Below are 14,036 nucleotides of genomic sequence, written 5' to 3'. Positions count from 1 at the left end.
TTCGCCCGGGAGGCTGGCTTGTTCAGCCCCGTGGGGTGATAATGAAACACTCGCGCGTGTCGGAATAAGGCATTGTAGCGCGATTTCAAAGCGGGGCGGCTGCATGCCGCGTCGAGGCGTGTCTTACAACATGCAATTCATGGGAGATCGGTCGGTCGTGAGTCGTTCCTATCCTCGTGTTCCTCGGTTTGCGTCGTCGGAAGAACTGCGTGCCTATCTTGCCTCGCTGGGGTGGGATATCCCGATCGACGAAAAGCCGCTTACTGCGGCCGAAGGTTCCCCTCTGGCCGAGCCGATGGAGATCGGCGGGTTCAAGGTCGGGAACCGCTGGTGCATCCATCCGATGGAAGGTTGGGACGGCACAGCGGACGGCAAACCGTCGGAACATACCGTTCGGCGCTGGCGGAACTTCGGTTTGTCGGGTGCGAAACTCATTTGGGGGGGCGAAGCCTTCGCCGTCCGGCACGACGGACGCGCCAACCCCAACCAGTTGTGTTATCGTCCCGAAAACGTCGATGCTATGCGGGCGTTGTTGGAATCGCTGCGCGAGGCGCACCGCGAGCGGTTCGGTAAAGCGGCGACCGACGATCTTTTGGTGGGACTGCAACTTACGCACTCGGGGCGGTTTTGCCGGCCCAATCGTAAAGATAAGCTCGAACCGCGAATCGTCTACCATCATCCCGTGCTCGATCCGAAGTTCGGAATCGATCCGAACGACGACTCGGTCGTGTTCACCGATGCCGAAATTCGCGAGTTGATCGACGATTACATCGTCAGCGCGAAGATGGCCCGGCAGGTCGGTTTTCACTTCGTCGACGTCAAGCACTGTCACGGGTACTTGGGGCACGAGTTTCTTTCGGCCTATGATCGCCCCGGGCCGTACGGCGGTTCGTTCGAGAATCGCACACGCTTCATGCGCGAAATCGTGGAAGGGATCCGCGCCGAATGCCCCGGTCTGATGATCGGCGTGCGATTGTCGCTGTTCGATATGCCGCCTTTTCTGCCCGATCCCGAGCTGACCGGCGGCGGCAAGTTCGGGCCCGGCATTCCGGCGGAGTATCCCGTGCCGTATCCGGGGTTTGGATGCCACCGCGAAAACCCGCTCGAAATCGATCTCACCGAACCGATTCGGCTGTTGCAAATGATGCGGGACGAGCTGAAGATCGAGCTGGTAAATCTCTCGGCGGGATCGCCATATTACAATCCGCATATCCAGCGACCCGCGTTGTATCCGCCCTCGGATGGTTACCAGCCGCCCGAGGATCCGTTGGCCGGTTGCTGTCGGCAAATCGACGCCGTGCGGAAGGCGGTCGAAGCGGTGCCGGGGCTGCCGACCGTCGGAACGGGCTACACTTATTTCCAAGAGTACCTGCCGCACGTCGCACAGGCGGTTGTGAGAGCGGGATGGGTGCATTTCGTCGGCGTCGGCCGGCTGGCCCTGGCTTACTGGGATTTACCCGCCGATGTGCTCGAAGGGAAACCGCTGCAAACGAAGCGGCTCTGCCGGACATTCAGCGATTGCACAACCGCTCCGCGAAACGGCTTGATCAGCGGCTGTTATCCACTAGATGAATACTATAAGCAAAGTGAAACGGGAGAGCAGCTCAAACAGATCAAAGCGGCGCTGCGGCAGTCGCTTTCGTGACAAGATACCCTCGTTGCGAGGTGTTTCTTACCCGGCTTTTTCTCATGGACAAGCAAAATCGAGGCGAGCTTCGATCGGCGGCGTCTTCGGCTGGTCAAAGTGACGGACCCGGTCGTGCCGATCGTGTCGCGGCGTTTTGGGTACGTCATCGCGGGTGGTTTCTGGCCTTCGGTTTGGTGTTGATGGGCATTGCGCTCATTCCCGCGGCGAGACTTCAATTCGATCGTCGGATCGAAAACATGTTCTCGAAGGACGATCCGTTGGTGATCGGATTCGAGAAGTTGAAACGCACGTTCGAGGGAAACGCCGTCGTGCCCGCGGTCTATCGGGATGCGGCAATCTTTTCGCCCGACGGTTCGGGGATGCGGCGATTGCAAACGTTGGTCGCGAAGCTCCGCGAGGTGCCCGGCGTCCGCGATGTGTGGAGTATCGATCAGCCGATCGGTCTCGAGGTGATTTCGGCAGACGACCCCGTTGCCCGACGGGTGCGAAAGTTGTTCGAAGGCTACACGCACGGAAGCGACGGAGAAACCGTCGCCGTATTGGTCGTACTTTATCCGCAGGAGGATGCGCCCGTCTCGTGGGAGACCAGCATTGCCGCGGTCAAGGACGTGATGCGATCGATGCCCGACGGCATGGTTGCCGGCGAGCCGGTCATGGTGGCCGAGGGATTTCGCTATGTCGAACAAGACGGAAGACGCTTGGGGTGGGCCACCAGCATCCTGTTGGGCCTGGTGATTTTGATTGCTTTTCGCCGGTTGCGATGGGTGGCGGCGGCGATCATGGTCGTTCAGGCGGCGTCGCTGTGGACGAAGGCCACGTTGGCGATCTTGGATGTGCCGATCAGCCTGGTCAGTTCGATGCTGACGGCGATCGTAACCGTCGTCGGAATCGCGACCGTCGTGCATGTGATCGTGCGCACCGAGGCAGCGCGGCGGGCGGGTGCGGGGAATGCCGCGGCGCTGCATTCGGCGTTGCGGCAATTGGTGGTGCCCGTCTTCTGGGCGATCGTGACCGACGCCGTCGGTTTTTTGTCTCTCTTGGTATCGGCCGTCGGGCCCGTGCGCGATTTCGGCATCATGATGAGTCTGGCGGCCGGTTGGGTTTTCGTGGCGTTCGTCTTGTTGGTTCCCGGTCTTGCGTGGTTGCCGTGGGAAAAGGACGGAGTAGGAAACGGGCGCATAACGCGGAGCCGTTTGAAGCGAGGACGCCTGCGACGCGTCTTCAGGCTGGGCAAAGCGGCGGCGGTCGCATCCGTACCGCTGGGTGCCTTGGCGATCGTCGGTTTGGGGCGACTGGAAGTCGAAACCGATTTTACGCGAAATTTTCGTAGCGACACGCCGTTGGTTCGCTCGTATGCGTACATCGAGGAGCATTTGGGCGGCGCGGGGGTGTGGGATGTCGTATTGCCCGCCCCCGACTACTTGAGCTGGCCCTATCTTGCGCAAGTCCTCGAATTTGAAGATCGCCTTCGCGAAGAGGTGGTCACCGCAGACGGCGAGCCCGGCTTGACGAAAGTCTTGAGTTTGGCCGATGCCGTGACGGCAGGCGCGCCGGTGCATCCCGCCCGCGTGCGCAGCCCATTAACCCGCAACAGCATGGTTCGGGCCGGGTTGCGGATGATGGAAAACCGCATGCCGGGATTGTATCACGCGCTGTACCAGGAAGATCCCGACTCACCAGGGCGATACTGTTTTCGGGTGATGCTGCGTTCGCGCGAACGGCAATCGGCGGCGGCCAAGTCGCAGATCATTCGGCAAGTCGAGGCCATTTGCCGCGAAGTCGATTTCTCTGCGATCGAGGATGAGAACGGCGGTGCATCCGACGAGCGGCCTTTGGTGACCGGTTATTTCGTATTGTTGGCGTCGCTGGTCGAAAGCATCGTCCGCGATCAATGGACGGCCTTCGCCGTGGCGACGCTCGGCGTTTGGGTGGTGATGTTGCTTGCCTTGCGGCATCCGTTGCTGGCCGCGGCGGCCCTCGTGCCGAACTTGCTGCCGATCGTCTTCGTGCTGGGATGGACGGGGTTGTTGGGCCTGAGGATCAATATGGGCACGGCGATGATTGCGGCCGTGTCGATGGGGTTGTCGATCGACTCGTCGATTCATTACTTGTACTGGTATCGCCTGCGCCGCAAACGTCGCTATTGGTTGCGGGCGCTGGCCGAAGCGCATCGTACGGTCGGACCGGCGATGGTTGTTTCGACGGCGGCGTTGGTACTGGGTTTCTCGGTGTTGCTCAGCAGTCCGTTCGTGCCCACGATCTATTTCGGGGCCTTGGTCGGGCTGACGATGATCGGCGGATTGCTGGGGAACTTGTTCGGACTGCCGTTGCTCCTTGCCGGGCTGCACCGCTGGTTCCCCTCCGTATGATGTCGGATCGCCGTAATCGTGAACGGCCGTCTTCAACCGCCTTTCGCTTCGGAACGGTTCGGGGTAAGCTCAAAGGTTTGAGGGGAGTTTCCGGCGCATCGGCTGTGAGCCCGTACGGTGCTGCGGGCTGCGACGACGGCGGCGCCGTTCGATGGCCGAAACCGGTACGAGTGAGAGACGCATTCGATGGAACGAGATTTTCACGAGAGCGGATTGTCGATCGTCGACAGTGAGCCGGTGCGGATGTCGCGCGATCGGCTCAAGCCCGGCGAAAATCTGTGCGACTACTGCACGGCGCGGTGTTGCCGATATATCGCCCTTCAAATCGAGACGCCGACCGACTGGAGCGACTTCGACACGCTCCGCTGGTTCATGTACCACGAGCGGATCGGACTGTTCGTGGACGACGGCGATTGGTACTTGATCGTCTACAACAAGTGTCGGCACCTGCAACCCGATCACCGCTGCGGCGTGTACGAAATCCGGCCGCAGATTTGTCGGGACTACAGTACCGACAATTGCGAGTACGACGATACGTGGGTGTACGACCAGTTCTTCGAGACACCCGAGCAACTGGTCGAGTACGCCGAAGCGGTTTTGGGACCGCGGGAAGGAACGAGTATTCGCAGCCGGCCGCCGAAGGCGGCGATACGTTAGGCGCAACTGCCCCATAAGACGAAGCGACCGACGTTTTCGATTCCGAATTTCTCTCTCGACTGAACGACACGATGGCGAAGCTGATTCAACCCCGCACCCTCAAAGGGTTTCGCGATTTCCTGCCGGAAGCGATGTTGCCGCGCGAACGATTGATCGACACGGCGCGGCGGGTATATCGTTCGTACGGATACAGCCCGATCGACACGCCCGCGTTGGAGTATCTCGAAATCCTTTCCGGCAAGGGAAGCGACGAAACCGACAAGCAACTCTATCGCTTTCGCGATCACGGGGGCCGCGACGTGGCATTGCGGTTCGACTTGACCGTGCCCGCCGCCCGCTTTACCGCGCAGCATATCAACGAATTGGTCGTTCCGTTCAAGCGGTACCACATCGCAACGGTCTGGCGCGGTGAAAATACGCAACGAGGGCGTTACCGTGAATTCATGCAGTGTGATTTCGACACGATCGGCACGGCTTCGCTTACCGCCGACATCGAAACGGCGCTGGTGATTCACGATCTGTTTCGGGCGCTAGGCTTCGAGCGATTCGTCATCCGGGTGAACAATCGGCGGGTGTTGAACGGGTTACTGGAGAAACTCGATTTGTCGGATCGCGCGGTGCCGATTTTGCGGGCGATCGACAAGCTGGCGAAGATCGGTCCCGACGGAGTGGCCGCCGAGATGATCGCCACGGCGCAGGTTTCGCAGAAACAGGCCGACGACATCTTGAAGCTCGTTGCCTTGGAAGGGGCCAATGACGCGATTCTGTGCGAACTGGATCGGTTGACCGAAGGAAGCGAGATCGGCCGCCAAGGCGTGACCGAGCTTCGCGACCTGATCGCAGCCGTCACCGCCGCAGGCGTTTCCGAAGATCGCATTCAGATCGACGTCGCCATCGCCCGCGGGCTCGACTACTACACCGGCACCATCTACGAAACGTTCCTCGACGATCTACCGGGCATCGGCAGTGTGTGTTCGGGCGGACGATACGACAATCTCACCGGCCTGTTCACCAAGCAGGTGTTGCCCGGCGTCGGTGCCTCGCTGGGACTGGATCGCCTGTTGGCGGCGATGGAAGAGTTGGGAATGATCGAAAAGACGGCCACTCCTGCGCCGATCTTCATTCCGTATTTCGATAAGGGGCATTTGCACGATTACCTGCGAATTGCCGGAACGCTGCGTGCGGCCGGGTTGGGAGTCGAGGTCTATCCCGAGCCGAAGAAGCTGGGTAAGCAAATGAAGTATGCCGATGCTCGCGGGTTCCGGGCGGCGATCATCATCGGCGAAGACGAGTTTGCGGCAGGGAAGTGCCTGGTGAAAGATTTGACGGTCGCAGAGCAAAGAGAGGTGCCTTTGGAAGCGGATTGCGCCTCGTTGATCGCCTATCTTCGCGAACTGCTGGGTTGCGCGTGAGCGTCGCCGCTGTTGTCCGGAAGCTTAGCGACGTGTTCCGGAAAGTCTTCTTCATAGCGGGCAAGCAAATCGTCGATCGTGCCGTGGAGTATATAAATCTTTCCGCGGCACGTCTTCGTTTCGCCGGGGGCCAAGCCGCCGAGCCGGAAGTCACTGTGTAAACAGCGGATGACGCCTTGAAACAGTTCCTGGTACGGTTCCCACGCCGTCGCCAAAATCCATTCGTCATCGGCGCTGAAACAGCCGATCAACCCGTTCGACGGGACGAGCGGACTGATCGGTCGTGGGTTCACGTCGGTTCGGGGAACACCTCGAGGGCACCACACTTGGCCCGGCGTGTAGCGGGCCTCCGTCGCCCAAACGGCCAAGGGCAGACGCTTCGGGGTTCCGTTCACGAAAACGAAGCACTTCGACAGGTAGGCGTATGCGTCGTCGGTCCTGTCGGCACCGAAACCGGTGAAATCACCGACGCGAATGCACGGTTGCGCCCAATGGCAAGCGGAGGCCTGCGACGTGGAATTGACCGCCGTGACTCGAAAGTCGACCTCGCCGTTTCCGGCGGTGATGACGTGGTCCACAACCACACCGTCGGCGATCACCGACTGCAGTTGCAGGCGTCTTCCGTCGGAGGAAGCGCTCAACAATCGCGTGCGGTGAGGAAGGACCGTTTCGTGCCAGTCGCGATCATGGGAATCGTTTCGACAAAAGGCTTCGAGATACCATACCTCGAGTTTGCCCGTCGGAAAGTCGCCCTCGATCGTCAAACGATCATCGGCCCACGAGAGCGACAAAGGCACACCGTTTCGCGGTGATCGCGCTTCGGCGGGCTTGCGGGCACCGTCCTTGGTTCGGTCGTCGGTTGCTTTCTCGTTCTCTCGCCGCACGAGTTTCAAAGCCCAATCGTCTTCGGGAACAGGGCTGTTCCCGGGAAACGGAGGACAGACAAACGTGCCGTCGGCTTTGGTCGTGAGCACGGTTTCGGAAAGCCATTTGCCGGTACGAGGATCGAACCACCGCGCCGCGTATCGGCTGCCGGGTTCCAACTGAGACAAGGTCGCTTGCCGGCAGCCTTTCTCGAAATAGGCGAGAATCAAGTCGTCATCTTCGGTAGCGGCGCAATACGCCCACCCGTCGCACGATTCAGGATCGCCTTCGCGGCTCGGGGAAAGCCGGTTGGGACACGGTACAAGATCGCGGTAGCGGTCGCCTGCCGAAAACAGGAACGCAACCATGTGCCGCATTTGATCGGCGGACGGCCAACGAATGACATCCCAGATGGGATAGGGCGATTCGGGCTCGACCTCACCGCTCCAGAGACCGCCTTGCCAGCCTCCGGCGCCGTAGATATGCCCTGCCAGACCGCCCGAGAGGACGCTGCCGTACGCGGCCGAGCGGCAGTAACGGGCGGCCTTTTCGGAACCCGGCTCGGCGTCGAGCATACCGTCGTAATACGGTTCGCCGTTCAGCCCCGGAATCGGCGGCGAGGCGTGGAAGATATCGGTCAGCTTCTCGTAGACGGCGTGCGTGCGGCGATTACCGATCTGGTGCAACGTAAGCCAGGGAGCCTGATCGACGTGGCCCCAGTTTTCCAGGGTCGATCCGCTCGCGTTCGTGCTACAAAGCGTGCCGAAAGGCGGTCTGCCGTATGTTTCCAGCACCTCTTTGGCGATTTCGTTCCATTCTTCTCGGGGGACACTTGCCGCAGGCGAATCGAAATGGATCGGGCTGAAGATGCAAATGTTCGCCTGGCAGCGGCTCCATACGTAACGCGCGTACCGGATGTATGAATCGGGCCAGGGATAGTATCGCTTCCACGCTTGGCCGACGTCGCGACGGGCGACTTCCATGAACGGTACGAATCCCTGACTGTTCATGTAGTCGATCTTGCGGTCCAGGGCTTGAAAGTACAGCGGATTGATGCGGGTAACGTCGGCGAACGTCTTCTCGTAACCGGGGATCTTGCCCGGAAAAAGGAATGGATAGTGTCCCTGCTCGTTGGGCATCGGCTTGGCGAGCTTGGTGCCGGTCTTTTTCCAAGCCATTCTAAGGACCGTGCCGTCTTCGGTTTTGAGCGCCGAGGGCAAACCGTCATTCGTCCAGTTCGGGAATCCGACGATAATCGCTAGCGCGTTGAATCCTTGCTCGCGGCGATATTGCAGGTAGTCCTGAAATCCCGCGTCCGGCCCGATAGGGCGCGGCTGCGCGTCGTTGCGCCACGGAAAGCGAAACGTCGGCGTTGCCCACCAGGTATCGCCTAACAGGAAAAACGGCGTTCCGTCGGCCCATTCCAGCGCATGACCGTTCTTCGTCGGACGGATCATTCCACGCCGACAAGGCACGGCCTGCTTTTCGGCCTCGCTCCACGGGATCGCCCAAAACGCTCCCGATTTGCCGACAAGCCCGGGATCGTCGGTCGATGCGCCGCTCGTCCAACGCCATTGTCCCGGCGAAGGAGCGAGGATGCGAACCCGAAAGACGTTTCCTCCGTCCCAAAATCCGTAGCAGCGTTTTCGAAAGCCGGGTCCTTCGAGGTCGACCCACACATCGACGTCCATGTACGGATTGTCGTACTCGCGTTCGGCGGTGAAGGTGAGCTCGACCTTTTCCCACACATGAACGGTCGGTGTTGCCTGCTCGGCCGCGAATCCCAAACTCGTGAACGCGACCGCAACAGAAAGGACGACGACCGCGACAGATTGCAAGATCGAGGAAAATCGGAGAAACCGCAACAACCGTTTCATGGCGCACCTCGCCGGCAAATGAGGAAGGCGGAGAACTGCCCCGAGGTGCGGCGGCCGTTTGAAGCGTGGGGACGACCGCCGCACTCCGCCCCCAATGGTCTTCCTGGCCCGGGGCGAGTGGTCTGCTCGCCGATGGTTTTCTTGCCAAGACCGGACGTCGGACGTGTCTAATAGAATAGCCTGACGACGCCGCCGGCACACGTTGTGCGTGCGAAATTCAGCACGGCCGGACGAGTCGCTTGCGTCGTCGGACGCGTGGCAGCACGAAGGTGCCGACCGTCGCAATTGCCGACAACCCCGAAAGCACGAGTCCCGGAAGCCAGCGCGTTCGGTAACAGACGCGAATCGGATCGCCCGCATAATCGTCGGGCAGTCGAACGCGGATCATGCCCGCGCGATCGGGCTCACAGAATAACGGTTTGTCCCCGCACACGGCTTGCATCGACGGGCGAAACAAATAACGGACATACAACCATTCGGAACCGCTCGAATCGTCTCGAGGACGCAGTACCAAGCCGTTGGAAACCGGCTCGCACGCCCACGTAATGCGAACGCCGTCGCCTCGCCGCGATTCGGCTCGCGGTTTGGAGGCGGGCAGGGCGTAAACGGCGATGACGTCGTCTGCGTAGACTGGGGAGGATGCACAAAGCCACGCGCGAAGTTTCGGATGGGTGAAAAACGACTCGGTTTCGGTTGCGCGGGCGGCCGCAGCGCCGCTCCGAACGGGGAGGACGGCCGTTCGGTGGAGGACGATGTGCGTGACCCCGTATCGTTGCAAGGTTCCGATCGGATCGGCTTCAAATGCATTCATGAATCGGCGGTATTCCGGTCCGTGGCGGACGAAGCCGGCGTATCCGAAAGCCGATTCGACAGCGGCGACACAGGCAAAGTTGTGCGTCAAACTGAGCGTGTATTTCGGCGCGGGCGAGCGATCGGGGGCGATCGGGAAAATACGCACATCTCGGCTACGGAGAACCGGCGGCAAGGTTTCGGCCGAAGGATAGGCCTTCTCGGAGTACGAGTAAAACGAACCGGTCAGCGTACCGGCGTGCCAAACGGAAACACCGACGGCCCCGGCGACGACTGCCCGAGTAAATTGCCGTCCGACCGTTTTCGGGAGACGACGAGCGAAGACCTCGACGGTCAACGCCCCGGATGTGATTGCGAAGAGGTGCACGAGCGGCAAATATTTCATCGGGTGGTACACACCCGAAAACAGCGGGAGTCGCGACTGGAGCGTCCACAAGCCTGCCTCGCTTCCCAAGCTCAACCACAAAGCGACAAGGCCGGAGAGCAACCAGGTGACCGTCGCCGCATCGAGATCGTACGCAATCGGAGTGGCGGCTTTGCGCCGCACGAATCGAGCGACGAACATTGCCAGACCAAGCAGCCACGCCCAGTGGAATACACCTCCCGCGAAATAAAAGCGAACGAGCGTTCCGTCGTGCGGATCGGCCCAGTCACTGGGACCGTGGTACGGAGCGATGGACGACGGAACGGGTTGAAACGGAACGAAGAGTTGAAACAGTCCGTCGAGGATACCCTCCGTCGGCCCGCCGGGGCGACTCGCGTGTCGTACGACCTCCAGTTGGGCAATCAGAAGCGGAGCCGCAATAGTGCCCGCGATAAGAAGCAACTGGACGAACGCCAACCAACAGTCGCGACGCAGTCGTTTGCACCACCATGCGGCGGCAAGCCAAATGAACAGCATTTGGCAGGTGAATAGCCACATTTGCGCGTTGCCCGCATGAAAAAAAAGGCCCAAGGCGATCCCCCCGATGAAGACGAATCGCCGACGGGGCCGCGGTGCGTCGTCGGGCGTTTCTTCGAGCAGGCGCTCGCAGCACCAAAAAATGAGCGGCACGTACAGGAACACCGGGGTCATGTAGTACCACGATCGACCGGCAACCAGCGCAAACCCCGACAAGCTCCAACACACGGCGCCCGCCGCGGAGACCGAAGGCCGGATTTGCTGCGCCCGCAGCAAAACGAACATAGCGGCGTACCCTGCCGCCAAATGCAGCACGCAGAACACGTCGATCAACGCCGTCGGTTGCCCGAGCAGCTTGTCGGCGACGAAGTACGATGCGATCGTACCGGGGTACGTCAACGCGAAGACGCCGGTCTCGACCAACGGCATGCCGAGAAATTGCCGCGGCGTCCACATCGGCAACGCGCCGTGTTGCAGACAGCGGGAGCCTTCCAACATGGCCGGGAGAAAGATCGCGAAGTTGTCGTCTTCCAGGAAAAACAGGGGAGAACGATATTCCTGCCAAGCGAAGGTTCCGGCGACGGCGACGAACCCCGCCAGCCCCCACCCCCAGCCGATGCGACGCGTCGGTTCGAGGCGTGTCGTCACATGCGAATCGCCCATCGGGGCGAATGCCATCCCCGACTTTTCGGCGAATGACCACACAAGCCACGCGAAAATACACCACATCCAAACGGCGGGGTGGATGATGACCCGAACGGGCCATGCAGCGGCAACATGAGTGGGTGCCGGGATGTTGACGATATCACTCGGGCGGCGACCGGCTTCAGCCGACGCGGGCAAAGGGATGAGAGGGTACAGCAAATAGTCGGGCGGGAGCGCAAGACTAGCGCGATCGGGGGGACATGAAAGGGCTCCGTGCTGAGAAACGGGCATCGCACTGGAAGGATCGACGTCAAGGCCGCGTGAGGCGTCTCCGATTTGAATCGCTACCCGGTGCAGGGGTGGGGCATCGGGAGCGACGGCCAAATACAGCCGCTTGATCCAACGGTGACGAATGTGCCAGCGAACCCTCCGTTCTGCGGGGGTGGCGAGGTAAGTTTCGTTAAACCATCGGTTTGGTAGAGATTCGTTCGCGGTTTCGCCGTGTGTGGATGCCTCGGGATACGGCTTGCGGAATTCGGGCCATACGACCGTGGTCGTGGTCGAAGAAGCACTGACCGGTTCGACGGTCTCCGCATATCCGCTTCGGTAGATGTGAATCAACTGGGCGTCGAATGGCCGGACGGGGGCTGCAAATTCGGCTTCGACGGTCACGGGCAGGGCAAATTCAGCTTGTTTAACCCCCCGATAGAGGAGAACGCATGCGATCCATGCTAGGCCGATCGCTGTGGTCGCTGCCAAACAAAGGCGTCGGCGGAGGGAGAAATCTCGATCGGATTGGGACATGACGAACCCGGACCGTGAGCAAACCGAAGCGGACCAAGAAGGCTATCGCTCTAGGATACCACGTACCGACCGGTCGAGCATTTCCTGTTCGGGGGGCTTTCGGCGGGGGGCGGGATACGCCCGGATTTTCGCCGTGGTTGACGTATCTTTCGGCGCCCGATATCTTTAGAAACTTACCCCGATCTGATCGGTCCAGTTCGGGGGGCGGATGGTGGTTCAGACCGGTTGAATGCTTTTTCGAACCAACGTCGGCGTTCCGCGCCGCGGACGAAGTCGGCGTGCCTTTTGCCAAGCAGGAGTTTGTACGTGGCTACGGTACTTGTCAAAGACTTGATCGAGGCGGGAGTTCATTTCGGGCATCGGTGCAGCTACTGGAATCCCAAGATGCGACCGTACATCTACGGTCGTCGGAACGATATTCATATCATCGACGTGCGCGAGACCCTGCGAGGGTTGTTGCGGGCGCGACGGTTTCTCCAACAGGTCGCGAGGCAAGGCGGTTTGATCTTGTTTGTCGGCACCAAACGCCAGGCCTCGGAAATCGTCGCTGCCGAGGCGACGCGTTGTGGAATGCCCTACGTGAACGACCGGTGGCTGGGCGGTACGCTGACCAACTTCCGCACCATTAGTAGCCGCGTCAGTCGTTTGGAAGAACTCGAAGCCCTGCGTGCCAGCGAGGCCATCAATACGTATTCGAAAAAGATGCAGTCGGCCTTGAACCGCGAGTACCGCAAGATCTACCGGAACCTCAACGGTATTCGGACGATGGATCGGTTGCCCGCCGCATTGGTCGTGATCGACCCGCGAAAAGAACGCAACGCGGTCCGTGAAGCCCGGAAGATGAAGATCCCGACGGTCGGGTTGATCGATACGGATTGCGATCCGGACGATGTCGATTTGCCCATTCCCGGCAACGACGACAGCATGCGGTCGATCGAATTGGTGTTGAAGTTGTTGGCCGATGCCGTCTTGGCTGGCCGCGCCGATTCGGGCGAATTGAAGACCGCCGAAGCGCCGGCCTCCGCCCCTGCGCCGGCCGCCGAATCGCAAACGGCCGAGGCCGCCACGGCGGCGGAAGGCGAAGCCACCGGCGAAAATCAAGGTTGACGCAATCGAATAGTCAGGGCGACCATCGGCAAGAGAGCCGGTTCGGACCGGTGAGTCGTCCTGCAACCGATATCACGCGAAGCAAAACATCCAGCCACTGGGAGGTTCACATGGCCAATATTACTGCTGCCGTCGTCAAAGAACTACGGGACAAGACCGGTTTGCCGATGATGGAGTGCAAGCGGGCCCTGGAGGAATCCGGCGGCGATATCGAACAAGCGATCGAGATCTTGCGCAAGGCCGGGCAAAAGGTGATGGCCAAGCGGGCGGATCGCGAGACGGCCTTCGGACGCATCGGCGTATTCACCGACGAAGCGAACAACGTCACCGGTTTGGTCGAGCTGTTGTGTGAGAGTGCCCCGGTCGCCAAGAACGACGAGTTTACCGCAATGGCCGACGAGCTTGCGAAGCAGTTGGCCGTCGGCCCCGGTGCGTCGTCGGTCGATGAACTGTTGTCGCAAAACAGTCCCGTCGAACCGTCGAAGACGCTCCAGGACCGACTCGGCGAGGTGATCAACCGCATCCGCGAGAAGTTCGTCGTCAATCGAATTCTTCGCGTGGAAGGTGCCTGCGGTGTCTACTTGCACCATGACGGTTCCAAGGCCGCCGTGGTGGAGATCAAAGGGGATGATGTCGGCCTTGCCCGCGAGATCGCCATGCACGTCGTGGCGATGCGGCCGATTGCCTTGAAGCCTGAAGATTTGCCCGAGGAGTTGGTGGCGAAAGAACGTGAAGTGTATTTGGAGCGGGCCAAGGCGAGTGGTAAGCCCGAGAATATCATCGAACGAATCGTCGAATCGAGCCTGAAGACCTTCTACTCGGAAAAGTGCCTGCTCGAGCAACCCTTCTTCAAAGAACCGAAGAAGACGGTCGGACAGGTAGCGAAAGCGGGCGGTATCGAGGTCGTCCGCTACACCTACTGGGAGATCGGAAAGGAGTAGG

The 14,036-nt window shown here is 60.5% G+C and carries 8 protein-coding genes; 6 read left to right on the top strand and 2 right to left on the bottom strand.

Annotation, left to right across the window (positions count from 1 at the left end; translation table 11 throughout):
• Positions 1 to 103 precede the first annotated feature (103 nt).
• The 4 genes from ACYQ2I_RS14285 to hisS all read left to right on the top strand — a co-directional run bounded on the left by ACYQ2I_RS14285 (position 104) and on the right by hisS (position 6,086).
• Complete coding sequence (locus ACYQ2I_RS14285; RefSeq protein ID WP_460167697.1) at positions 104 to 1,645, top strand: oxidoreductase; 1,542 nt, start codon at positions 104 to 106, stop codon at positions 1,643 to 1,645.
• 44 nt (positions 1,646 to 1,689) lie between these two features.
• Complete coding sequence (locus ACYQ2I_RS14280) at positions 1,690 to 4,017, top strand: efflux RND transporter permease subunit (protein ID WP_460167696.1); 2,328 nt, start codon at positions 1,690 to 1,692, stop codon at positions 4,015 to 4,017.
• A gap of 186 nt (positions 4,018 to 4,203) precedes the next feature.
• A complete protein-coding gene (locus ACYQ2I_RS14275) occupies positions 4,204 to 4,674 on the top strand; it encodes a YkgJ family cysteine cluster protein (protein ID WP_460167695.1) in 471 nt (156 codons plus the stop codon).
• 80 nt (positions 4,675 to 4,754) lie between these two features.
• On the top strand, positions 4,755 to 6,086 hold the full coding sequence (gene hisS / locus ACYQ2I_RS14270) for a histidine--tRNA ligase (protein WP_460168419.1): 1,332 nt from the start codon (positions 4,755 to 4,757) through the stop codon (positions 6,084 to 6,086).
• Here the strand turns inward: hisS and ACYQ2I_RS14265 are convergent.
• Together ACYQ2I_RS14265 and ACYQ2I_RS14260 are read right to left on the bottom strand one after the other, a co-directional pair.
• On the bottom strand, positions 6,056 to 8,827 hold the full coding sequence (locus ACYQ2I_RS14265; protein WP_460167694.1) for a glycoside hydrolase family 140 protein: 2,772 nt from the start codon (positions 8,825 to 8,827) through the stop codon (positions 6,056 to 6,058). The genes hisS and ACYQ2I_RS14265 overlap by 31 nt on opposite strands.
• Before the next feature lie 217 nt (positions 8,828 to 9,044).
• Positions 9,045 to 11,216 carry a hypothetical protein gene (locus ACYQ2I_RS14260; RefSeq protein ID WP_460167693.1) on the bottom strand — a complete coding sequence of 724 codons (2,172 nt, stop codon included), beginning with the start codon at positions 11,214 to 11,216 and terminating at the stop codon, positions 9,045 to 9,047.
• Positions 11,217 to 12,293: 1,077 nt separating this feature from the next.
• Between ACYQ2I_RS14260 and rpsB the strand changes: the two genes are divergently transcribed.
• Together rpsB and tsf are read left to right on the top strand one after the other, a co-directional pair.
• Positions 12,294 to 13,094 (top strand): 30S ribosomal protein S2, encoded by an 801-nt coding sequence (gene rpsB, locus ACYQ2I_RS14255; protein WP_460167692.1) that lies wholly within the window; start codon positions 12,294 to 12,296, stop codon positions 13,092 to 13,094.
• Positions 13,095 to 13,204: 110 nt separating this feature from the next.
• Complete coding sequence (gene tsf / locus ACYQ2I_RS14250; RefSeq protein ID WP_460167691.1) at positions 13,205 to 14,035, top strand: translation elongation factor Ts; 831 nt, start codon at positions 13,205 to 13,207, stop codon at positions 14,033 to 14,035.
• Position 14,036 lies beyond the last annotated feature (1 nt).

Source organism: Thermostilla marina (assembly GCF_054657455.1).
This window is presented reverse-complemented; position numbering and strand designations above follow the sequence as displayed.